The following is a 23393-nucleotide window of genomic DNA, read 5'->3' as shown; positions in this document are numbered from 1 at the left end:
GGCCCGCCGGCCCTGTCTTCGCCATCCTGTTCTCCCCGGCCTGTTCTCGCCGGCCTACCGGAGCTCGCGCAGGGCCGAGGCCAGCCCGGCTGCCGTGGGGTGTTCCCAGAGCAGACGGGCCGCGACCGGCCGGCGCAGGCCGCCGCGCAGGCGGCCGAGCAGTGTCACCGCGAGCCGGGAGTCGCCGCCCGACGCGAAGAAGGCGTCGTGCGGGCCGATCCCGGGCTCGTCCAGCACCCGCCGGAAGGCCTCCAGCACCTCCAGCTCCAGCCGGTCGCGCGGCCCGTCCGACCGGTTCCCCGCGCGGGCGGCCGAGGAGGCCAGCCGACGGCGGTCGATCTTGCCCGCGGTGGTCAGCGGCAGCTCGTCCAGCACGTGCACGGTCCCCGGCACCATGTAGCCGGGCAGCCGTCCGGCCGTCCACGCCCTGGCGTCCCTCGCCGTCACCGGTGCGGGAACCGAGGCGCGGCCCGGGTCAGGACCGGGACCAGGGCCGGGACCGGCGGCAGGGACGGGACCGGCGGCAGGGACGGGATCAGAGGCGGGGGCGGAAGCGGGAACCGACGCGGCCACGTAGGCGACCAGCTGCTCGTCCTCCAGCGTCACCGCCGCGTCGTCCACCCCGGGACAGGCCCGCAGCGTCTGCTCGATCTCGCCCAGCTCGATCCGGTAGCCGCGGTGCTTGACCTGGTGGTCCACCCGGCCGACGAAGTCGAGGCGCCCGTCGGGACGCTGCCGTACCAGGTCACCGGTCCGGTAGAGCCGCGCGCCGGACGCCGCCGAGGACGTTGCTGAGGACGTCGCTGAGGACATTGCCGAGGACGGCGGCCCGGCCGGTGCCGGGGACGGAGATCCGTTCCCCGCCGGGGACGACGGCGCGTCCGGCGCCGCGGGCACGGGACGGGCCAGGGGGACGAACCGCTCGGCGGTCAGCGCGGGCCGCCGGTGGTAGCCGCGGGCCACGCCCGCGCCGCCCACGTACAGCTCGCCGGGCACGCCCTGCGGCGCGGCACGCCCCGCGGCGTCCAGCACCAGCGCGTACGCCCCCGCCATGGGCAGCCCGATCGGCGGCACGCCCTCACCGGGCGCGCAGTCGGCCAGGGTGGCGATGACGGTCGCCTCGGTCGGCCCGTAGGCGTTGACCATGCGCCGGCCGGTGCCCCAGCGCTCGACCAGCTCGGGGGTGCACGCCTCCCCGCCGGTCACCAGCACCCGCAGGCCGGGCAGCGGGTCGTCGCCGGGCAGCGTCGCGATGACCGAGGGGGGCAGCAGCACGGCGTTCACCTCGCGCTCCGACAGGCACCTGCTCAGCGCCCGGCCGACGAGGATGTTCCCCGCCTCCGGCACGCACAGGGTGCCGCCGGAGACCAGCGTGGTGAACACCTCCCAGACCCAGGCGTCGAAGGTCGGCGGCGCGAACTGCAGCAGCCGCACCCCGGGACCGATGCCCAGCTCAGGGGCGAGGGCCATGACCAGGTTGCACGCGCCCGAATGCTCCAGCAGCACCCCCTTGGGCAGCCCGGTCGAACCCGAGGTGTAGATCATGTACGCGAGGTCGCGCGGCCCGGCGGGCCGCACCGGGGCGGTCACGGCAGGGTCGCGCCGGTCGAGGTCGAGGCGGCGTCCCCCGCCCTCCGGCAGGCCGGAGAGGATCTCCGCCGAGCTCACCAGGACGGCCGCCGCCGCGTCGGACAGCAGGTACTCCAGCCGCGGGGCGGGCTGGGACGGGTCGAGCGCAAGGAACGCCCCGCCCGCGTACAGCACCCCGGCCACGACCGTCACCAGCCGGGCCGAGCGGGGCAGGCAGATCGCGGCCACGGTCCCGGGGCCCACCCCCTCGGCGGCCAGCCATCCGGCCAGCTCCCGGGCGCGCTCGTCCAGCTCGCGGTAGGTGAGCCGCCCGTCGTCGCCGTCCACGGCGAGCGCGTCGGGGGTACGTCCCGCCTGGGCGGCGATCAGCGCCGCCAGGGTGGAGCCGGGGGCGTCGAGGTCCACCGCCGCGGGCGGGCCCGGGATCGGGCCCGAGCGGTCGTCGAGCGGCAGATCGAGCACCGGCCGCGCGGGGGAGCGGGCCGTCTCGCCGAGCAGCCGGTTCAGCCGGGCGGCCATCAGCTCGACCGTGCCGTGGTCGAAGACGTCGGTGGCGTACGTGAGCGTCGCCCGGAGCCGGGAGCCGTCGCCCGGTGCGTCGCCGCCGGTGTCCGGTGCGCGGCCGTCCGCGTCCGGTGATCCCGTGTGCAGGCGCAGGTCCAGGTCGCAGGCCGTCCGCGCGGGCAGGCCCTCCGGGTCGCCCAGCGGTTCGAGACGCAGGCCCGCCGCCTCGTGCGCGACCGGACGGGGCACGACGCCGTACGCCACGTCGAACAGCGCGCCCCGGCTGGGGTCGCGGGGCGGGGCCAGGGCGGAGGCCACGTCCTGCAACGGCAGCCGGTGCCGCCAGGCGTCGGAGGCGGCCCGGTCCAGGCGGGCGGAGAAGGTGGCGAGGTCCGGGTCCCCGGACAGGTCCACGGGCAGGGGGACGAGGTCGTCCAGCGGTCCCGCGACGGCGGCGAGCGCGTTCGGTTCCCCGCCGAGCAGGCCGGAGAGGCGGCCGTCGGCGCGCACGCCGATCGTGAAGCGCTCCTGGCCCGAGCAGCGTGACAGCACGACGGCGAACGCCGCGAGCACCGTGAGCGCGGGGGAGCCCGGCCCGGCGGGAACGGTCACCTCGAAGCGGTGCGCCGCACCCGCGCCGGAGCGGCGCCCGGGGCGGGGACGGTCGGTGGCCGGTTCCAGCGGCGGCACGTCCCGCAGCGCCTCGCGCCAGAACCCCCGTTCCCCGGCCTCCGGTGCCTCCGCGTCCGGTGTCTCCGCCTCCGGTGACCTCCCGCCCGGTGCCCCCGCGTCCGGTGTGTTCGCGGTGAAGGCGCCGGGGGACGCGGCCGGGCCGGAGAGGCCGGAAGGACCAGGGGGGCGGGGCACCTCGGGCAGGCGCGGCGCGTCGCCCTCGGCCCGGGACCGGTACAGCTCGGCCAGGTCGGCGGCCAGCACGGGGAGCGAGCCCTCGTCGGCGACGCACGGATGCATGCGCAGCACCAGCACGTGCTCCTCGGGACCGAGCGCCAGCAGCGACGCGCGCGCCAGAGGCCCCGTCACCAGGTCGAACGGCCTGGCGTCCAGCTCGGCCAGTGCCGCGCCGAGCCGCTCGGGACCGACCGGCACCGGCCGCGGCGCGGGCAGGCCCCCGGCCGACACCACCGGGCGGGGCCCGTCCCCGCGGGTGGGCAGGGACCAGCGCAGCACCTCGTGCCGCTCGGCCAGGTCCCCGAGCGCCGAGCCCAGCGCCTTCTCGTCGAGGGGGCCGGTCAGCCGCAGCCGCAGGGAGATCCCGTCCGGTACGGCGTCACCGCGGATCCGGTGCTCCAGCCAGGCCCGCTCCTGGGCGGGCGAGAAGAGCCTCACGGGGTGCCTGCCCTGAGGTTCAGGCGGAGCCAGTCCAGTTCCTGCTCGATCATGCTCCGGAAGTTCGCGGGGGAGACGATCGAGTACGGCATGTGCGCCTCGCCCCAGTAGCTGACCAGCCGCACCTTCTTGGCCTGGCGGGCCAGCGCCGTGTACATCTCCTCGGAGCCGGTGTGGGTCAGGTAGTCACGCTCGCCGTGCAGCATCAGCACCGGCGTCTTGATCTTCCCGGCGTGCAGGAGCGGGCTGTTGCGCACGTACCTCTGCGGGTCCTCCCACGGGGGCTTGCCCAGGCCGAACTCGAACGCCGGGTCCTCGATGTAGGCCGGGGCGAACCACTCCTGGGCGCGCTGCGTGTAGCGGAAGCGGGCGTCGAACACCCCGTAGGTGCTGATCACGTCGGAGAAGCCGGAGATGGCGATCGCCGCGTCGAACCGGTCGGTCTGCGTGACCAGCGCATGCACGTTGTAGGAGCCGAAGGAGTGCCCCATCACCGCCAGCCGCCCGGGATCGGCCACCCCCTCGTCGATCGCGGCGTCCACCGCGTTCATGATCGGCTTGGTGGGCCACGTCATCGGCTCGGCCGCCGCCTTGCCCACGGGACGGGGGATCGAGGGGACGAGCACGGCGTAGCCGCTGGCCGTCATGAACTGCAGGGTCAGGTAGCTCGGGTTGTTCACCATGAACTCCGGCACGTCCTTGAGCGTGGAGATCATCCGCGTGCCGTACACGTTGACGACGAGCGGGTGGCGCTGCCCGTCGCGGTGACCCGGCGGCAGCAGCAGCGCGCCGGTCAGCTTCTCCCCGCCGGCCCCCTTGTAGGTGACGAGCCTGCGCTCGGGGACGGCCACCTGGGCCAGGTGGGCGTTCAGCGACAGGCGCTGGGTGTGACGCCCGGCGCGGGTGGTCCACAGCGCGGTGCCCTGGTCGCCGCCCGCCCCGAAGACCGCGGTGCGGCTCGCGGGGGCGTACCCGGCGACGCCGGCCTCGGGGTGGGGCGTCGGGAGCGGGGTCAGCACGGGCGAGCCGCCGGGCGCCAGCTCGTACAGGCCGCCCTTGGTGTCGCGCGCCAGCACCACGGGGAAGTCACGGTCGAGGCGGGGGTTGGCCGGTTCGGCGCCGCCCCGGTCGGTGGGACGCACGCCGTTGCGCCTGACCCCGTCGTCCAGCGGCCAGGCCAGCTCCGCCAGCGGGGCGGCACCGGTGGCGTTCAGGTCGCGCGCCTGCCCGGTACGCGGGTCGATCAGCCAGGCGCGCCCGTCGGCCACGCCCAGCACGCCGCCGGCCACCGGCACCAGCTCCAGCGGCGGGACCTTGAACCGCGAGGTCAGGTCACGCGGCTTGGCGGCCGGGTCCGCCGGGTCGAACGCCCACCAGTCCTGGCGGGCCGCCGGGTCGGCGGCGTCCTTGACCTTCGCGCCGCGCACCAGCGGCGTTCCCGCCCCCCACAGCAGGCCGGTGGCCAGCAGCCGGTCGGCGGCCAGCGGGACGGCCTTCCCCCCGGCGGAGGGCACCAGGTAGGCGGTGAACGGGTCGGGCGTCTCGGGGGTGGCCTTGCCGACGATCAGCAGGTTGCTCCCGTCGGCCGCCCAGCGGGGCTGCACGGTGACCGAGGGGCTCGGCACGTCGGTCACCACGCGCGGCTGCCCGCCCGCGGCGGAGGCGATCGCCAGCTGCGTGCGCCGCTCCATGATCCGCTTGAGCCGGCCGGGACGCGCCGGGGTGGGGCCGAGGTCGTCCACCCGGGCGATGTGCCGCCCGGTCGGGTCGGCCACCAGGTTGCCCGCCGTGTAGGTGCGGGCCGGTCCCGCCGAGGTGATCGTGCCGGTCACGGCGTCGATGACCGCGACCTGCTCGTCCAGCGCGTCCTGGCCGTCGGTCGCGGAGCTGTCGAACACGAAGGCGGTGTCCTCCTTGCCGCGCTCGACCTTGGCCCACTCCTTCGGGGCGACGCGCTGGGCCTCCAGCCACTGCCCGTACTCCAGGGTCCAGCGGCCGGCGTTCACCATCGGGGCGGCGACCCGCCGCGCGTCCAGCCACTGGATCAGGTAGCCGGAGGCGTTCGTCATCGTCTGCACCCCGCGCGGGGTCAGCTTGCGGATCTCGCCCGTCTCGCGGTTCCACACGTGCAGGAACACGTCGTCGCCACCGCGGGTGGAGGCGAAGGCCAGCATGCGCCCGTCGGGCGACCACACCGGGTTGTAGTGGCCGGTGCCGTCCTTGACGCCGTGCGTCACGTCGCGGGCCGGGCCGTCGCCGTCGGCCACCCAGATGTCGGCGCGCTCGTTTCCGTCGACAAATGATGCGCCATATCTGGTCGACTCGCCGGGACCGCGTTTCACGACCACCGCGACGGCTTTACCGTCCGGGGAGGGGACGGCCTGGCCGAGTTTCTTCGTGGTCATGAAGTCCTGCATCGTGAACGGTCTCGCGGCCTCTACCGCGACAGGCCGCTCCACCGGCGGAGCAGCGCCTCCCACCAGGGCGGAGGCCGTGAGCAGTGACAGAGTCAGCTTGACACGTAGAACCATGGGAGGACGATAACCATGTCACCGGAAACGCGGAAAAACACCCGGGCGAAGGGCCGGAGGTCGGCCTATAATCCCGCCCTCGCATTAGTCGGACCCGCCCCGCCGGTCAATCACCGCCATCCCGCCGGCGAGATGACTTCTACCGGAGAATTCTCCGAGGAATGGGAAGTTCCCAATGACTGACGTTGATCTGGCCGATGCCGATCTGCACGTCGGCGACAGGCCCCACGAGGTCTTCCGCCACCTGCGCGACAACGATCCGCTCTACTGGAACCCCGACGGCAAGGAACCCGGCTTCTGGTCGGTCACCCGGTACGAGGACTGCGTGAAGGTCCAGAAGGACCCCCGGACCTTCAGCTCCAACCAGACCAACACCCTGGGCCCGCACCGCAACACCGGTGACCAGGGATCCGGAAAGATGATCAACACGACCGACCCGCCGCGGCACACCGAGCTGCGCAAGCTGGTCAACAAGTGCTTCACGCCGCGGGCCATCGCCGCGCTCGAGCCCTACCTGCGCTCGGTCGTCAAGGACGTGTTCGCCGACGCCCTGGAGCGCCGGGACTGCGACTTCGCCACCGTCGTGGCGGCCCTGCCCGTCGCGGGCATCTCCGCGCTGCTCGACGTGCCGCGCGAGGACTGGGACCTGATGCTCAGGCTCACCTCCACGGCCTTCGGCTCGCACGACAGCGAGTACCAGATGACCTCCGACGTGCGCGCCAACGCCGCCCAGGCGCACGGCCAGCTCCTGCTGTACTGCCAGGGCCTGGTGGAGAAGCGCCGCAGGTCACCGGGCGACGACATCGTCAGCCTGCTCGCCCGTTCCCAGGACGCCGGGGTGCTGACCGAGGAGGAGTGCCTGCTCTTCTTCGACGTGCTGATGCTCGGAGGCAACGAGACCACCCGGCACGCCGCCGTCGGGGGACTGCTGGCCTTCATGGAGCACCCCGACCAGTGGGAGCGGCTGCGCAAGGAACGCGAGCTGATGCCGAACGCGGTCGGCGAGCTGCTGCGCTGGACCTCGCCCAGCCGGCACGTGCTGCGCCGCGCCGTCCGCGAGACCGAGCTGCACGGCAAGACCATCCGGCCGGGGCAGGACGTCGTCATCTGGCACACCTCCGCCAACCGTGACGAACGCGTGTTCGACGCGCCGGAGGTGTTCGACGTCGGGCGTCCCCGCAGCTCCCGCAACGGGCACGTCGCATTCGGCTCGGGACCGCACTTCTGCCTGGGAGCCGCCCTCGCGGAACTGGAGCTCACGGTCTTCCTCGACGAGCTGGTGTCCTCGGTGTCGGGTGCCGAGCTGCTCGCGCCGCCCGACCATCTGCGCTCTCCCGTCATCAACGGCGTCAAGCACGTCCAGGTTCGGCTGCACCCCATGGGGTAGAAGCGTCATCCCATGGGGTAGAAGCACAGGCCATGAACTCACTCACCTGGGATCAGGTCCACGCGCGGCGGCTGGCCCGCCACCACCTCGTGAAACCCGTCTCCGGCGACCTGCGCAAACCCGTACGCGACGTGTGCGGGATCCAGTCGCAGGTCGCCGCCGCGGCCGAGCTGGCCATCGGGTCACGGGTGAAGGACGCCACGCAGGAGCAGGTCCGCGCGGAGCTGTACGACAAGAAACGGCTGATCAAGACGTACAGCCTGCGCGGCACCCTGCACGTGCACGCCGCCGACGAGCTGGCGCTGTGGATGGCGGCCATGCGCTGGAAGCCCTACTGGCGGGCCAAGGGCAGCTGGCACGCCCACCACGGGCTCACCGCCAAGCAGGGCGAGGCGTTCGTCGACGCGGTCCGCGAGGCGCTGGACGGGGAGTGCCTGACCCGCGAGGAGCTGGCCAAGGAGGTCTCCGGCCGGGTCGGCGCCTGGGCCAAGGACAAGCTCACCTCCAACTGGGGCGAGCTGCTGCGTCCCGTCGCCTACCTCGGCGTGCTCTGCTTCGGGCCGGTGCGGGGCGCCAAGGTCACCTACGTCAGGCCCGACCGGTGGGCCGGGCTGAAGGTCGAGGCCAAGGACCAGCCCGACCCGGAGGAGTCGGCGATGGAGATCGTGCGCCGGTACCTGCGCGCGTACGGGCCCGCGACCCACCAGGACCTGGCCCGCTGGTTCGCGCTCAGGCCGCCCGAGGCGCGCGAGGCGCTGGAGTCGCTCGGCGACGAGGTCGCCCAGGTCGAGGTCGAGGGACGCAAGGCGTACGTGCTGGCCTCCGACGAGGGCCGCTGGCCGTCCGACCGGAACTGCCTGCGGCTGCTGCCCCAGTACGAGGCCTACGTCCTCGGCAGCGGGCCCAAGGAGGTCGTCGTGCCCAAGGACACCGCCGCGCGCGTCTTCGAGCACGGCCGCGGCAAGTACGAGGGCGCGGTCGCCCACCAGATCATGCTCGTCGACGGCGTCGTGGCCGGGATGTGGGAGCGCAAGGAGAAGGGCGGCAGGCTGGAGGTCAAGGTCGAGTCGTTCGTCGAGCTCGGCTCCGGCCGGACCAAGGAACTGGAGCGGGAGGTCGAGCGCGTCGGCCGCTTCTACGGCACCGAGGCCGTCCTGACCACGGGGAAGCTCACCGCCAAGAAGCGCTGAGCCCGCCCGGGACCGTCCCGTCGTTCCACGGGCAGGTCACCGTCCGGGAGCGCCGGCCCCCGTCCCGGCCCGTCCGCCACGTCCGTCCCGGTCCCGCCCCGTCCCTCCCGGACGGGGCCCGGGCCGGGCCCCGTCCGGGCCCGCGCTCACCGGCAGGTGCCGAGGTCCGCCCGTATCGCGCGCAGCAGCGTACGGCGCTGGGTGTGGATGAAGAAGTGCCCGCCGGGAAGCAGCCGCAGCCGGAACGCCGAACCGGTCTGCGCGCTCCACGCGCCCAGCCCACCGGCCGTCGTCGTCGGGTCGCCGTTCCCGCCGAACACCGAGATCGGGCAGGCCAGCGGCGGCTCGTCCTCGTGGACGTAGGACTCCGCGGCGTTCAGGTCGGCCCGCAGCACCGGCATGATGAGGCTCATCAGCTCGGGGTTGCCGATCACCTCCGGCGGGATGCCGTCCAGCCGGTGCAGCACCCGCATCAGCTCCTCGTCGTCCAGCCGGCCGAGCCGCGGCATGCCGTCCCTGCACTGGGGCGCGTTCCAGCCCGACACGAACAACCGCCCCGGGCCCGGCAGGCCGCGTGAGCGCAGGCGCCGCGCCACCGTGAACGACACCAGCGCGCCCATGCTGTGCCCGAACAGCGCGAACGGCAGCGGTTCCAGCCGCGACAGCCCGTCGATCACCGGATCGATGATCATCGACAGCCGGTGCGGGGGTTTCTCCGCGATCCGGGTCTCCCTGCCGGGTGAGCGCATCGCCCACAGCTCCACGTCACCGGGCAGCAGGTCGGCCCAGCCGCGGAACGTCGTGGCGCCGCCCCCGGCGTTGGGCACGCAGACCAGCCGTGCGCGGGGCCGCGCCGGTCTGTGCAGCGGCACCAGCCAGCTCGCCGGACGGGACACCGTGCCGTGGGAGGCCGAACGGCCCGCGGGGGACGACGCGCCGGTCACCGAGGTCGTCGAGGTCACCGTGGTCGCCGTGGTCGGCGTGGTCACGGTGGTCGGCGAGGTCGCGGCGGGCGGCGGGGTGGTCGTGGACGAGGGGGAACCAGTGGAAACAGTCATCGCGGAACCGCCAGGGATCGTGCGGAGTCCCGGGTCCGCTCGCACGCGGAGACCAGGTCCGCCAGGGACTCGGGAGGGAACATGTGGGCCGCGTCGCCCGGCCGGTACATCCTCCCGGGCTTCGGGCACGACTCGATGAGCAGCCCGTCCGCGCCGTACGCCGCGGCCGCCAGCGAGGCCGGCGCCACCAGCGAGGCCGAACGGGTGCTGTGGCTGGGGTCGAAGACCACGGGCAGGCCGGTACGGGCGCGCAGGGCGGCGATCGCCCCGAAGCCCGGCAGCGGCGGCGTCCCCGAGGCGCCCGCGCAGAGCACCACGGCGTTGTTGCCCCGGGAAAGGACGAACTCCGCCGCCCGCAGCCAGTCGTCCAGGCTCGCCTGCGGCCGGCGCATCAGCAGCACGGGCCGGGGCTGGGCCCCCAGCTCGGCCAGGAGCGGGCGGTTGTCCATCTGCCGCCCGTCCACCTGAAGGCAGTCGGCCACCTCGGCGGTCGCGGGCACCTCGCGCGGGTCGCACACCTCGGTGATCACGGGGATGGCCGCCGCCCGCCGGATCTCCGCGAGCGTCTCCAGGCCCCGCCTGCCCTTGCCGGGGAAGTGGTAGGGGCTGCTGCGGGTCTTGTACAGGCCGGCCCGCAGGGCGTGCGCCCCCTGCGCCCTGACCGCCATCGCCGTCTCGAGCGCGTCCGACGGGGACTCCAGCGCGCACGGCCCCGCCGCCCACCACAGCCGCGGCCCCCCGACGACCGCGCCGCGGATCACGTCACCTGCCTCCCCGGGTTTTCCGGGCTCTCCGGGCGCGGTACGGGGAGCCGCGGAGCCGGACCTCGGGGGACCGGATGGCGGGGCGGGGCCGATCGTGACCTCGCGCGGCGCCACACCGCTCTCCCGCCGTACCAGCCAGTGGCCGTCGGGGGTGGGACGGCGGGCCAGCACGGCGGGCGAGTCGGGCACGCGGACGAGGGACTCGTCGCCGCTCACCACGACGAACGACCGGCCGGCCAGGCACACCGGCCAGGCGGTGACGTCCTCATGTGCCCCGGCCCGCGCGGCCACCTCCTCGGCGGCCTCCCGCGAGGTGCCCGGCCGCAGCTCGATCAGCACGCCGGGACCTCCGCCCCGATCTCCTCCCGCCAGGTCGCGATGCTCGCGGCCAGCGCGGCGACGTCCGGTCCATGGCGCAGCACACCGGTCGTGATCGGCAGCACGGCGCGCCCGGGGGCACCGGCGGCCACGGCGACGAGGTCACCGGTGGCGCGTCCGGCCCGGCCGAGACCCGGCAGCTCCACGACCGCCGACGGCATCCGGGCCACCAGTTCGGCGGCCTCCTCGCGATCGGCCCCGACCACGGCCGCTGCCGCCACCCCGTTCTCGTCGTTCCACCCCTGCACCTCGTCGGCCGTACGCTGCGCCACGGTGCGCGAGCCCGTCACCGCGCCCTGCACCCCGCCGGCCGCGTGGTTGGAGGTGCGCACGAGCACCATGACGAGCGTCCCGCTGTCACGGGCCCGGCGCAGCAGCGGGCCGAGGGAGGCGAATCCCATGAACGGGGTCGCCGTCACCGCGTCACCGCCCAGCACGCTGCCGGGCCCCAGGTAGAGGTCGGCGTAGGAGTCCATCGTGTCGTCGGCGTCGCACACCTTCGCGTCCAGCACCGCCAGCGAGCCCCGCTCGTGCACGCCGTCGACGACGTCACGCAGCAGGGCCGTGCCCGCGGCGCCGAACCGGGCGAAGAACGGCACCTGGATCCGGTAGGCGGACACCCGGTCGCCCGCGGCCTCCAGCACCACCTCGCACATCCGCCGCGCCCCGTCCACGTCGTCGGGCATCCTCCAGGCCCGCAGCCACTTGGGGGAGGGGGCGATCCCCAGGCAGAGGGCCGATCGGGTCTGGAGCAGGTCGGTCCACATCGATAAGGCAGCCATGGGCCCATTGCACACGGACGTGCCCGGGGCCGCACCGCGCCCGCCCGCGGGCGGCTCCGCATTGGCTACAATCCTGGGCCCGCGCGGCCGTGTTCCCCGCCGGGAGGACGGCGAGGGGCCCGCGACCGTCCGGGACGGTGTCCGGGCAGGGGGGACCCGTGCCGCGCTGCGTCGGGGTCGGCCCGGGTCGGGGTCGGGGTCGGGGTCGCTCAGCGCGGTGGCCGCGAGCGCACGTCGTCCAGGAAGGCGTGTACCGCGCGCAGGTACGCGCCGGTGGTGTCGCGCCGGACGTTGTGCCCGGCGCCGGGCACGCGGACCGTCGTCACGGTGCCGGCCGCCGCCTTCCGGAACGTGTCCGCGTCGGCGTCGGCGACCATCCCGCCGAGGTCGGCGTCGCCGTACACGAGCAGCGTGTCGCAGCGCACGTCCGGTGCCAGGTCGTGGAGGGGGTCCAGGGCCGTGCCGGGCCGCTCGCAGTAGCGCGGGTCGATCTGCTCCTTGCTCAGCGCCCACGGTGGCAGCTCGGCCTCGCTCCAGGCCGGGTGGTGCTCGCGGGCGTACGCGAGGCGCCCGGGAAGGTCCAGGGAGCGCAGGTCGGCGAGCCAGGACGGCACGCCGCGCGGCCCGGCGCCCATCCCGTACGGGGGCGGGTCCTCCAGGACGAGCGCGGCCACCAGTTCCGGCCGGGTGGCCGCCAGCGTGAGCGCGGTGAGCGCGCCCATGGAGTGCCCGATGACGACGACCGGCTCGGTGACGCCGAGGTCGTCGAGGACGAGCGCCTGGTCGGCGGCGTGCCGCTCCGGCCCCACGGGCCCGTCGGGAAGGCCCGAGTCCCCGTGGCCGCGGGCGTCGGTGGCGACGATGCCACCGACGCCACCGATGCCGCCCATGCCACCGATGCCACCGATGCCGGTCAGCGCGGGCACGACCGGCTCCCAGCAGGCGGCGGAGTCGGTGAACCCGTGCAGGAGCAGCAGCGCGGGCGGGGCACCGGTGCTGCCGGCATTGGCGGTGTCGTCGGCGTCGGCGGTGTGGTCGGCGGGCCGGTGCAGGCGCCACGCGATGTGCGCGGTGCGCCCCTCGCTCATCGCCGGTCGAGTCATTTGGTGGCTCCCGAGACGAGGCCGCTGTAGATGAACCGCTGCAGGGCCAGGAAGACGATCAGGCTCGGCAGGATGACGAGCGCGGCGCCCGCGGAGATGACCTCCCAGTGCGCCCCGTACGGCCCCTTGAACCGGAACAGTGACGTCGAGATCGTACCGAGCCCCTCGGAGGGCATGTACAGGAAGGGGATGTAGAAGTCGTTGTAGATCGCGACGCCCTTGACGATGACCACGGTGGCGATCGCCGGGCGCAGCAGCGGCATGATGACGCGCCAGTAGATGGTGAGCGACGTCGCGCCGTCCAGCCTGGCCGCCTCGTCCAGGGACGTCGGGATCGATCGGATGAACTGCAGGAAGATGTAGATGGAGACGATGTCGGTCCCCATGTACAGAAGGACGGGAGCCCAGTGGGTGTCCATCACCCCCAGGCCGTTGACGACCTGGTAGGTGGCGACCTGCGTCGTCACGCCGGGGACGAGGGCGGCGACCAGGAAGAGGGTCATCACCACCCTCTTGAACCGGAACCGGAAGCGGTCGACCGCGTAGGCGGTCATCGAGCCGATGAAGACCGTGCCGAGAAGCGAGAAGAACAGGATGAAGGAGGTGTTCCACAGCGCCTGCGGCATCTGGCCGTCGGTGAAGGCGACGCGGTAGTTGTCCAGGTTGAACCAGTCGCCGGGCGCGGCGAGCGGGTTGTCACTGGCCGCCATCTCCTCCGCGGTCCGCAGCGAGGTCAGCAGGATCGCCACCAGCGGCAGGATCACCACCGCGCCGGCCACGACCAGCGACAGGTACACGAGAAGGCGCGCCACCGCCCGGCGTACGGGAGCGTCACGGCGGCCGCCGTGCGGGGGAGCGTCACCGCGCGCGAAGGCGTCACGGCGACCGGCGCGTCCGGCACGTCCGGCGTGTTCGTCAAGGGCCCCGGTGCGACCGGCGCGTGCGGTGAGGGCCCCGGCGGGACCGGTCGACGTCCTCACGACTGTTCCACCCTCTCGTCGGGGACCAGCAGGCGCTGCAGCCAGGTCACCAGCAGCACGATCGCCAGGAGCACGACCGCGGCCGCCGACGCGAGGCCGACCTTGTTGAAGTTGAAGGCGAGCTTGATCGTCTGGATGACGAACGTCTCGCTGTTGTTGGAACCGCCGGTCATGATGAAGGGGATCTCGAAGACCGACAGGGCACCGGAGATCGCCAGGATGGCGCTGAGGCTGATGATGGGCTTGATGCTGGGCGCGATGACGAACCGGAACTGCTGCCACCGGCTCGCGCCGTCGAGCGAGGCCGCCTCGTACAGCTGCGGGGGGATCGACTGGATGGCGCCGATGAACAGCACCAGGTTCAGGCCCATGAAGCGCCACACCGAGACGCCGGCCAGCGAGGTGTTGACCAGGTCGGGATCGCCGAGCCACAGGCGCGGTTCGACCCGAAGGTGCCCAGCACGGTGTCCAGGGTGCCGCCGGGCTGGAAGAAGTAGAGGAAGACGAAGCCGATGGCCACGCCGTTGATGAGGTAGGGGAAGAAGAGGATCCCCTTGAAGAGGTTCCGCAGCCGTATGCCGAAGCTCAGGACGGTCGCGAAGTACAGGGCCACGACCATCTGGACCGCGGAGCCCGCCAGGTAGAACAGGCTGACGGTGAGGACCTGGAGGAACGCGGCCTGGTGAACAGGTCGACGTAGTTGCCGGCCCCCACGAAGTTCTTGGCAGGGCTGAAACCGTCCCAGTCGGTGAGGCTGTAGAGGAACATGTTCACGACGGGGGACGTAGGTGAACAGCACCAGCAGCGCCAGGGGGGCCAGCAGGTACGGCCAGGGGGTGTACCACCGCTGCGAGCGGGCCGGGCGCGGCCCCCGGGCGGACGGCCTGCGCCGGTGACGCCGGGGCACGGCCTGCGCCGCCCCGGGCGGGGCGCCGGGCCCCGCCACACGGAATGCGGACATCTGTTCCTTCCTCGGAGAGGCTCTGCGTGCGGGGCCTGCGCCGTCTTCCGTCAGCCGACCGTCGACCGGGCGTCGGCCCACCTCTTGTTGAGGTCGGCGAAGATCGTGCCGAGGTCGCCCTCGGCCGCCCCGCGGGCGACGTCGACGATGCGCTGGCGGTAGTCCTGGGCGTTCAGGCCGACCTCCGACGCCTTGTCGATGTCGTTGACCAGGGCGTTCTTCGCGAAGCCCATGTGCACGAACTTCACCTTGGCCTCCTGGAAGGGCTCCAGGCTCGACGGCAGCGGCGCGCCCTTGACCGACGAGATCGACAGTCCTGCGCGCGCGTCCCCGGACGAGTTGACGAACCACTCGATCCAGGCGCGGGCCGCCTCCTTGGCCTGGCTGTTGACGTTGACCGCGTACAGGTAGTCGGGCCGGACCACGCTGCAGAAGGTGCCGTCGACCTGGGTGGGGAACGGCATGAAGCCGATGTCGTCGGGGTCGCCGCCGGCCTTCTTCGCGGCCTCCCTCATCTGCGCCACGGCCCAGGAGCCGAGCCACATCGTCGCCACCTTGCCGGTGCCGATCAGGTTCTTGGAGTTCTCCCAGTTGGTGGTGTTCGGATCGTCCTCGGAGAGCTTTTCCTTGACGATGTCGTGCAGCAGCGTGTCGACGACGTTCAGGTCCTGGCCGGGCGCCCAGGGCTCGTCGGTCTCGGCCAGCCTGTCGCCGGCGGCCGGGTCGCAGCTCGGCGAGCCGAGCGCGTTGCCCCAGTTCGTCAGCGGCCATCCGTCGTGGTAGTTGGTGTAGTACGGCGTCGCGTCCGTCCTGTCCTTGATCGCCTTCAGCGCGTCGAGGAACTCCCGGGGCGTCTTCGGCCAGTCGGTGACGCCGGCCCGCCTCCAGACGGCCTTGTTGTAGACGAAGCCGTTGGCGGTGCCGATGTTGGCGATGCCGTAGACCTGGCCGCCGACCGTGGCCCGGTCGGTGAAGTCGTACTTCCCGGACAGCTCCGAGGCCGGGCCGAGGGGGGAGAAGAACGACGGGTACTGGCTGAGCGGCACCGCGTTGGGGATCAGCAGGACGTCCCCGTAGTTCTTGCTGTTCATGCGGATCTTCACGTCGCCCTCGTAGTCGGTGAGTCCCTGGAACTTCACCGTCACACCGGGGTAGACCTTGTTGAACTCCGCTGCGTACCGGGCCGTCGTGCCGTCCTGCACCTGGTCGGTGCGGTTCGTCAGCACCGTGATCGTGCCGGTCACCTTGGCCGGGTCGCCCGGAACGGCCGCCACGCCCGCCTTGCCGCCGTCCCCTCCTCCACCGCAGGCGGTGAGGCCGATCGCCATGGCGATCCCGGCTGCTACCACGCGTGTTCCTCGCACGTCGTACCACTTCCTCGTCTTGATCTGCAGCGCCGCGCTGCGCCGGCGCGGCGACGGGTACCTCGTCGCGGCCCGGCGGCTGATGGCTGCTTAACCTAGACGCAACATTTCCCGGTGTCCATAGAACGGTCTAGTGTTACTTTCGCGTGACCAGGAGGCATGTCGGGGTGGCATCTACTAAAATTCTACTCAACAATCGGCGCCTGCCTGCTGGTACGACAGATGACGCACGTCCCGATCTTTGATCGTTTGCTGACAGGATTGCCTTCATCCGGTCGGGTGTCGTGACGGCCGGACGGGCCGCGCTCCCCGCGGCCGGGGTCGGACGTGTGGACCGTTACAGAAGGGGATGTGCCACGTGAGGCGGACGGACGCGACGGCGGCCAGGGGGCGCAAGGCGACGATCAAGGACGTCGCGGCACGGGCGGGGGTGTCCCCCTCGGCCGTGTCGATCGCGCTGCACGACAAGCCCGGGGTGTCCGCCTTGACCAAGGAGCGCATCCTGCGGGCCGCGAGCGAGCTCGGCTGGAGGCCGAACCAGGCGGCGGCCTCGCTGTCCGGGCGCAACGTGCACACCGTGGGCCTGGCGATCGCCCGCCCGGCCCGGATGCTGGGGCTGGAACCGTTCTACATGGAGTTCATCTCCGGTATCGAGAGCGTCCTGGGCCGCCGTTCGTGCTCGCTCCTGCTGCGGCTGATCGAGGCCGACGAGGAGATCCAGGTGCACCGGGAGTGGTGGCAGGGCGGGCGCGTCAACGGCAGCATCCTGGTCGACCTGCTGGTGGACGACCCGCGCATCCCCGCCCTGGCCGAGATCGGCCTGCCGGCCGTCGTGGTGGGACACCCGAGCCTGGCGGGCCCGTTCGCCTCGGTGTGGACCGACGACGCCGCCGCGGTCGTGGAGGCGGTGCGCTACCTCGCCGCCCTGGGGCACCGCCGCGTCGCCCGGGTCAGCGGCCCGGCCGCGCTCGGGCACAGCGTCATCCGCACCGACGCCTTCACCGCGGTGACGCGGGAGCTGGGCCTGGAGGCCCGCACCGCCGTGGCGGACTTCTCCGCCGACCAGGGCAGCCGCGCGTGCCGGAACCTGCTGCTCGCCCCCGACCGGCCCACCGCGATCATCTTCGACAACGACATCATGGCCGTGGCGGCGCTCGGCGTCGCCGGTGAGTTCGGGCTGTCGGTGCCCGAGGACCTCTCCCTGCTGGCCTGGGACGACTCCCAGCTGTGCCAGCTCACCCGGCCGACCCTGTCGGCCATGCAGCACGACGTGTTCTCCTTCGGGGCCGAGGTCACGCACGCCCTCTTCGGCGTCATCAACGGGGAGGAGCACGTCTCCCACCCCGCGCAGTCCCCGAGCCTGATCCCGAGGGCGTCCACCGCCCCGCCGCGCCGCTGACGGCGAACCCGGACGTACCGGCCCGGCGCTCCGGGACGCTCCCGTGCCCCGCGCGGAGGCGAGCGGCGACTTTCCCGGCTTCGTCACTAAAACACCAGTGCGGCAGGTGAACGCGAGTTCCCGAGGGCGTTCCAGGGCGGGTCGCGCCGTCGGGCACGGCGGCGCGGGGGGCGGCGTGAACCGGGTGCCACGACCGTTCCCCTCTCTCCGTACGGCGATCCTTCATGCCTACTGAGCAGCCATTCCGTGCTTCCGGTGGCCCGGGGTGCCCTGCCGTCCCGGGGCGGACGGGCCCGCGCTCGGGGCCGGTGACGCGGACGGGCTCGTCCCGGCGAGGTTACTAAAACGGTCTAGACACGGGCCGGGTGAATGGTTACGTTGAGCCGAACGTCGTCGCGGTCGGCCGAACACCGCTCACGTCCGTACCGACATGTCACGTCACGTCGTGTCATCGACCAAGGAGTACCGGTTGAAGCAGAGCACACCCCTGACCTCGGGGTGGACCCTTCGTCTGGCCGGGGGTGCGGCTCCCGACGACCTCGGCCGTCTCCGGCGGGAGGCGGTCCCCGCCGAGGTGCCCGGCTGTGTCCACGCTGACCTGCTGGCCGCGGGGCTGATCGACGACCCGTACCTGGACCGCAACGAGCTCGACGTCGCCTGGGTCGGCCGGGCCGACTGGCGCTACGAGACCGTGCTGCCCGCCACACCCGGGGGGTTCGAGCGTACCGACCTGGTCTTCGAGGGGCTCGACACGGTCGCGGCCGTCACCCTGGACGGCGCCGGGCTGGGCACCACCCGGAACATGCACCGCTCCTACCGGTTCGACGTGACCGGCCGCGACGGCCGCGACGACCCGGACGGCGACGACGGGGGAAGGGTCCTGTCGGTCCTGTTCACGTCGGCCTACACCGAGGCGGAGAAGGTGCGCGAGGCCGTGGGCGCCCGGCCCAACGCCTACCCCGAGCCCTTCAACTACATCCGCAAGATGGCGAGCAGCTTCGGCTGGGACTGGGGCCCCACCCTGGTCACCGCCGGGATCTGGCGGCCGGTCCGGCTGGAGAGCTGGAGCACCGCGCGGCTGGCGGGCGTACGGCCGCTGGTGACGGTCGCGGACGCGACCGGCAGGGTCGAGGCCCACGTCGACCTGGAACGGACCGCCACCGGCGCGGGCAGGGAACTGACCGTCACCGTCGAGGTGGCGGGGCATGCGGCGCGGGCGGACGTCGGGCCCGGCCGGGACCGGGCGGTCGTCGTGCTGGAGGTGCCCGGCCCGGAGCGCTGGTGGCCGCGCGGGTACGGGGACCAGCCGCTGTACGCCTGCCGCGTCACCCTCACCGACGCGGCGACGGGCACGGAACTCGACCGCTGGGAGCGGCGGATCGGGTTCCGCTCGGTCGCCCTGGAGTACGCCCCCGACGAGCACGGCACCTCCTTCGCGCTCGTCGTCAACGACGAGCCGGTGTTCGCCCGGGGCGTCAACTGGATCCCCGACGACGCCCTGCCCGCCCGCGTCACCCCCGGGCGGTACCGTCACCGTCTCACCCAGGCCCGGGACGCGGGGGTCAACCTGGTCAGGGTGTGGGGCGGCGGGATCTACGAGGACCACGCCTTCTACGAGGTCTGCGACGAGCTGGGCCTGCTGGTCTGGCAGGACTTCCTGTTCGCCTGCGCCGCCTACCCCGAGGAGCGGCCGCTGCGCACCGAGGTCGAGGCCGAGGCCCGCGAGAACGTCGCCCGCCTGGCCCCGCACCCCAGCCTGGTGCTGTGGAACGGCAACAACGAGAACCTGTGGGGCTTTCGCGACTGGCGCTGGGAGCAGGAGCTGGCCGGTGACAGCTGGGGTGAGGGCTACTACCTCGGCCTGCTGCCCCGGGTGGTCGCCGAGCTCGACCCCACCCGCCCCTACAGCGCGGGCAGCCCCTGGTCGGGCTCGTGGGACCACCACCCCAACGACCCGGCGCACGGGCCGTCCCACTTCTGGGAGGTGTGGAACCGCCGCGACTACACCGACTACCTGAACGACGTGCCCCGCTTCGCCGCCGAGTTCGGCTGGCAGGCGCCACCGGCCTACACCACCCTGCGCGACGCCGTCACCGACGAGCCGCTCGGCCCGCGCTCACCCGGGATGCTCCACCACCAGAAGGCCGAGGACGGCAACGGCAAGCTCGACCGGGGCCTGGCCCACCACTTCGGCGCCCCGGCGACCTTCGACGACTGGCACTACCTCACCCAGGTGAACCAGGCCCGCGCCGTCGCCACCGGCGTCGCCCACTGGCGGTCGTACTGGCCGATCTGCGCCGGGACGGCCGTGTGGCAGCTCAACGACTGCTGGCCGGTCACCTCGTGGGCCGCGATCGACGGTGCCGGCCGCCCCAAGCCGCTCTACCACGAGCTGCGCCGGCTGTACGCCGACCGGCTGGTGAGTTTCCAGACCCGGGACGGGCGGCGGGTGCTGGCCGTCGACAACCAGTCCGCCGAGCAGTGGGACGGGTTCGCGGGCGTGCGGAGGATGTCGGCCGACGGGACCGTCCTGGCGGAGGAGACCCTGCCGTTCACCGTGCCGCCCCGGTCGGTGGCGCTGCTGCCGCTCCCGGACGGGCTCGTCGCGTTCGAGGACGGGTACCGGGAGCTGCTCGTCGCCGACGTCGAGGGGCTGCGCGACGTCGTCCTGGGCTGCGAGGACCGCGACTTCGCCTACCCGGCGGCCGACCTGGCGATCGACGTCGAGCCGCGCGACGGCGGGTTCGACCTCGTGGTCACCGCGCGCACGTTCGTCCGCGACCTGCTCTTCCAGGCCGACCGGGTCGCCCCGGCGGCCGCGGCCGACCGGGGCCTGGTCACCCTGCTGCCGGGGGAGAGGTGCGTCATCGGCGTCACCGGGACCGGTGCCCTGGTGCCCGGCCTCGCGTCGGTCCGGGCGGCGTTGTTCACGGTCAACACCGCGCAGGCGCCCGCGCGGGCCGTGGAGGAGGCCGCCCGGCCGTGACGGCGCGACCAGGCGGCCCTCCCGTGCGCCGGTCGTCCTCCGCCGCCCCCTTCCGCACGGTCACCGGACGGCCCGGGAGGCGATGACGCCCCGGAGCCGGTCGGCGGCCCCACCCCATGACGGCCCGGCCGGGCCGTCCCTCAGTCCTCGGGGACACGTCAGAAAAGAGGAGAAAAAGTGCGTCTCACCTCACCGCGACCTCCCGACGGCCCGCCCGGCCGTTCGGACACCACCGCCCATCGCCCCGCGGGCAGGGCACATCGCCGGATCCGCGCCGTGCTGGCCGTCCTGCTGGCGACACTCGGCCTCGGGGTCACGGCGTCCCCGCAGGCCCAGGCGTTCCCCGCGTCGTCCAGGCAGGCCGTCATCGACCACCTGACCTCCATCACCGGCAGGAACGTCGTCTCCGGGCAGCACAACAAGGAGCCCGCGAGCAGCCCCGGCCAGTACACCCAGCAGGTCAAGGACATCACGGGCCAGTACCCGGGCCTGTGGGGCGGGGACCTGATGTTCCGCCCCGAGGACGTCGCCAACCGCCAGCGCGTGATCGACCAGGCCAAGACCGAATGGGCCAACGGCTCCCTCGTGGCCCTCACCTGGCACGTCTGCACGCCGACCGGTGGCAGCACCTGCCAGTTCGACGGCGGCGTGAAGACGCAGATCTCCGCCGACCAGTTCAACCAGATCGTCACCGACGGCAGCGCGCTGAACACCGCGTGGAAGCGGCGCCTGGACGAGGTCGTGCCCTACCTCCAGCAGCTCAAGAACGCCGGTGTCCCGGTCCTGTTCCGTCCGCTGCACGAGATGAACGAGTCCTGGAACTGGTGGGGCAACCGTCCCGGTCCCAACGGCGGTGCCCGCCTCTACCAGATCACCCGTGACCACCTGGTCGGCAAGGGGCTCACCAACCTGGTCTGGGTGTGGAACGTCCAGGACAACCCCGCCGGCAACTGGGCCGCCTACTACCCCGGCTCGCAGTACGTCGACGTCGTCTCCCTGGACGTCTGGTACAAGAACCACCCCAGCCAGGGCGACTACCAGCAGATCCAGAACATCGCCGGCTCCAAGCCGATCGCGCTGGCGGAGATGGGCAAGGTGCCCGACGCCGCCCTGCTCAACGGGCAGACGCGCTGGAGCTACTTCATGCTCTGGTCGGAGCAGCTGCGCGGCAGCAACAGCAACACCGAGATCCAGAACGCCTACTTCCACCCGCGCGTCCTGAACCAGGGCGAGTTCGCCGTCTCCGGCGGCGGCACGCCGGCGCGGACGGGCCCGATCAGGGGTACGGGCGGCGCGTGCGTGGACGCCGCGGCGGCGAGCTCGGCCAACGGCACCGCCGTCCAGCTGTGGAGCTGCAACGGCGGCACCGCCCAGACCTGGTCGGCCGGCACCGACGGGACGCTCCGCGTCCTGGGCAAGTGCATGGACGTCACCGGCGCCGGCACGGCCAACGGCACGAGGATCCAGCTGTGGGACTGCAACGGCTCCGCCGCCCAGCAGTGGCAGGCCACCTCCGGCTCCCAGTTGCGCAACCCCGGCTCCGGCCGCTGCCTGGACGCGCCCGGCGGCGCGGCCACCAACGGCAACCGGCTGCAGATCTGGGACTGCAACGCCAACGCCTGGCAGAAGTGGACCCTCCCGGCCTGACGTCCGCACACCGGACCGGATCCGCGGCCGGGCAGGAGCCCGGGTCCACGCCGAAGGCCCGGCCGGTGCCCTCCCTGAGACGGCACCGGCCGGGCCGCGCGGCGTACGCCGCACCGGGCGCGGGTGCGCCGGGGGTTCAGTGACCGTCGGGCGTGGGACGGTGATGGACGTACTCCACCACCGTCCCGTCGGGGTGGCGGGCGTTGAACCCGGCGCCCGTCGGCACCTCCTGCAACGCGAAGACGATCTCCGCTCCTTCGGCCACCAGCCGATCGTGGTACGGCCGGACGTCGTCCACCAGCAAGGTGCCCACCGTGTCGCGGAAAGGAGCCAGGGCGTCCGCCTCGCCTTCGATGATCAGGAACGCCCCGACCGTCGCCAGTTCCAGCCGCGCCGCGGGGAAGGCGAAGCGGGCGTCGGCCTCCACCCGCTGCAGCCGTTCGTAGAAATCGATGCTCCTGCCCATCTCCCCGGGTTCCACGAACACCCGGATCAGCACGCGGGGCTCGGCCAGGCCGGAGGAGTCGTTGCGCTTGCGCCAGATCTGCTCTCTCATGGCCTCAACGCTGCCGCGGACAGGTCCGTCCAGGCAGACGACGGTTCATGGGGTGATCGGGACTCATAGGATCGTGACCGTGAACGATGCCCTGCGCCGCGAGCTCGGAGCGCACCTGCGGGCGGCCCGCGAGCAGGTCCTCCCGGCGGAGGTGGGCCTCGGCGGCGGCGGCAGACGGCGCACGCCGGGGCTGCGCCGCGAGGAGGTCGCGGCCCTGGCCGGGGTGAGCGTCGCCTGGTACACCTGGCTGGAGCAGGGGCGGGTGAGCACCACCCGGCAGGTGCTCGACGCGATCTGCCGGGTGCTCGGCATGGACGTCGCGGCGCATCGCCACACCCTCGCGCTGGCCGGATTCCTGCCCTCCGCGCCGCTGAAGGGCGACACCGTGGTCGGCGAGCCGACGAGGGCGCTCCTGAGGAGCTGGGCCGAGACTCCGGCCGCGGTCGTGGACGAGCGTTTCGACGTCCTGGACTGCAACGACGCCTACCGCGCCTTCTGGGGCGACCCGGAGAGCGTACCGGTCGAACGGCGCAATCTCCTGATCATGTTCGCCTCGGCCGGAGGCCGCCCGGTGGAGGTGGAGCCCGTGCTGCGGGGGCTGTACGAGCAGTTCCGCGCCAACACCGGCCACGCCCCCGGCGACCCGCGCGCCGCCGCCGTCGTCGGCCTGCTGCTGGAGGAACGGCCCGACGTGGCGCACTGGTGGCAGTGCCGCGCGGTCCGGGAGTTCGCCCCGGTCACCGTCGACGGGCTCACCTTCTCGCTGCTGCGGCCGGTCGGCGATGACGGCACCTACATCTTCACCCAGATCGCCGCCTGAGCCGGCCGCGGCAATCGGTGTCACCCATGCCGCGGTGTGGCATCCA

17 protein-coding genes are annotated in these 23393 nt (G+C 73.1%); 6 read left to right on the top strand and 11 right to left on the bottom strand.

Annotation, left to right across the window (positions count from 1 at the left end):
- Positions 1-54: 54 nt before the first annotated feature.
- Positions 55-3441 carry a non-ribosomal peptide synthetase gene (locus ABD832_RS02620; protein ID WP_344887668.1) on the bottom strand — a complete coding sequence of 1129 codons (3387 nt, stop codon included), beginning with the start codon at positions 3439-3441 and terminating at the stop codon, positions 55-57.
- On the bottom strand, positions 3438-5972 hold the full coding sequence (locus tag ABD832_RS02615) for a S9 family peptidase (protein ID WP_344887665.1): 2535 nt from the start codon (positions 5970-5972) through the stop codon (positions 3438-3440). Before ABD832_RS02615 ends, ABD832_RS02620 begins: the two co-directional genes overlap by 4 nt.
- A 175-nt stretch (positions 5973-6147) precedes the next feature.
- Between ABD832_RS02615 and ABD832_RS02610 the strand changes: the two genes are divergently transcribed.
- Positions 6148-7359 carry a cytochrome P450 gene (locus ABD832_RS02610; protein WP_344887662.1) on the top strand — a complete coding sequence of 404 codons (1212 nt, stop codon included), beginning with the start codon at positions 6148-6150 and terminating at the stop codon, positions 7357-7359.
- A 32-nt stretch (positions 7360-7391) separates the two neighbouring features.
- Positions 7392-8549, top strand: coding sequence for a winged helix DNA-binding domain-containing protein (locus ABD832_RS02605; RefSeq protein WP_344887659.1), 1158 nt, complete (start codon positions 7392-7394; stop codon positions 8547-8549).
- 146 nt (positions 8550-8695) lie between these two features.
- Here the strand turns inward: ABD832_RS02605 and ABD832_RS02600 are convergent, their stop codons facing one another.
- The 8 genes from ABD832_RS02600 to ABD832_RS02565 form a co-directional block, all read right to left on the bottom strand.
- On the bottom strand, positions 8696-9607 hold the full coding sequence (locus tag ABD832_RS02600) for a thioesterase II family protein (RefSeq protein WP_344887656.1): 912 nt from the start codon (positions 9605-9607) through the stop codon (positions 8696-8698).
- Entirely contained in the window at positions 9604-10710 is a 1107-nt protein-coding gene (locus ABD832_RS02595; RefSeq protein ID WP_344887653.1) for a hypothetical protein, read from the bottom strand. Before ABD832_RS02595 ends, ABD832_RS02600 begins: the two co-directional genes overlap by 4 nt.
- Positions 10704-11531 carry an orotidine-5'-phosphate decarboxylase gene (pyrF, locus tag ABD832_RS02590; RefSeq protein ID WP_344887649.1) on the bottom strand — a complete coding sequence of 276 codons (828 nt, stop codon included), beginning with the start codon at positions 11529-11531 and terminating at the stop codon, positions 10704-10706. Before pyrF ends, ABD832_RS02595 begins: the two co-directional genes overlap by 7 nt.
- A 209-nt stretch (positions 11532-11740) precedes the next feature.
- On the bottom strand, positions 11741-12634 hold the full coding sequence (locus tag ABD832_RS02585; RefSeq protein WP_344887646.1) for an alpha/beta fold hydrolase: 894 nt from the start codon (positions 12632-12634) through the stop codon (positions 11741-11743).
- The gene (locus tag ABD832_RS02580; RefSeq protein ID WP_344887643.1) at positions 12631-13446 is read right to left on the bottom strand and encodes a carbohydrate ABC transporter permease; all 816 of its coding nucleotides are present in this window, start codon (positions 13444-13446) and stop codon (positions 12631-12633) included. Before ABD832_RS02580 ends, ABD832_RS02585 begins: the two co-directional genes overlap by 4 nt.
- 164 nt (positions 13447-13610) lie before the next feature.
- Positions 13611-13985 carry a carbohydrate ABC transporter permease gene (locus ABD832_RS02575; RefSeq protein ID WP_344887640.1) on the bottom strand — a complete coding sequence of 125 codons (375 nt, stop codon included), beginning with the start codon at positions 13983-13985 and terminating at the stop codon, positions 13611-13613.
- Positions 13976-14575: a hypothetical protein gene (locus tag ABD832_RS02570; protein WP_344887637.1), complete on the bottom strand. Its 600-nt coding sequence runs from the start codon at positions 14573-14575 to the stop codon at positions 13976-13978. The genes ABD832_RS02575 and ABD832_RS02570 overlap by 10 nt, the downstream gene beginning before the upstream one ends.
- A gap of 50 nt (positions 14576-14625) precedes the next feature.
- The gene (locus ABD832_RS02565; protein WP_344887634.1) at positions 14626-15924 is read right to left on the bottom strand and encodes an ABC transporter substrate-binding protein; all 1299 of its coding nucleotides are present in this window, start codon (positions 15922-15924) and stop codon (positions 14626-14628) included.
- A gap of 373 nt (positions 15925-16297) precedes the next feature.
- Here ABD832_RS02565 and ABD832_RS02560 point away from each other — a divergent pair, with 373 nt between their 5' ends.
- The 3 genes from ABD832_RS02560 (at position 16298) to ABD832_RS02550 (ending at position 21971) form a co-directional block, all read left to right on the top strand.
- On the top strand, positions 16298-17338 hold the full coding sequence (locus tag ABD832_RS02560; RefSeq protein ID WP_344887631.1) for a LacI family DNA-binding transcriptional regulator: 1041 nt from the start codon (positions 16298-16300) through the stop codon (positions 17336-17338).
- 445 nt (positions 17339-17783) lie between these two features.
- Entirely contained in the window at positions 17784-20324 is a 2541-nt protein-coding gene (locus ABD832_RS02555) for a glycoside hydrolase family 2 protein (protein WP_344887628.1), read from the top strand.
- 177 nt (positions 20325-20501) lie between these two features.
- Positions 20502-21971 carry a glycosyl hydrolase gene (locus ABD832_RS02550; RefSeq protein WP_344887625.1) on the top strand — a complete coding sequence of 490 codons (1470 nt, stop codon included), beginning with the start codon at positions 20502-20504 and terminating at the stop codon, positions 21969-21971.
- Positions 21972-22107: 136 nt separating this feature from the next.
- On the opposite strand, the gene ABD832_RS02545 is transcribed toward ABD832_RS02550, so the two are convergent.
- Complete coding sequence (locus ABD832_RS02545; RefSeq protein ID WP_344887622.1) at positions 22108-22527, bottom strand: VOC family protein; 420 nt, start codon at positions 22525-22527, stop codon at positions 22108-22110.
- A gap of 79 nt (positions 22528-22606) precedes the next feature.
- On the opposite strand from ABD832_RS02545, the gene ABD832_RS02540 reads away from it, so the two are divergent.
- Complete coding sequence (locus ABD832_RS02540) at positions 22607-23347, top strand: helix-turn-helix domain-containing protein (RefSeq protein ID WP_344887619.1); 741 nt, start codon at positions 22607-22609, stop codon at positions 23345-23347.
- The last annotated feature ends 46 nt before the right edge of the window (positions 23348-23393 follow it).

Origin of the sequence: Streptosporangium longisporum (assembly GCF_039534895.1) — a bacterium.
Lineage (GTDB): Bacteria > Actinomycetota > Actinomycetes > Streptosporangiales > Streptosporangiaceae > Streptosporangium > Streptosporangium longisporum.
This window is presented reverse-complemented; position numbering and strand designations above follow the sequence as displayed.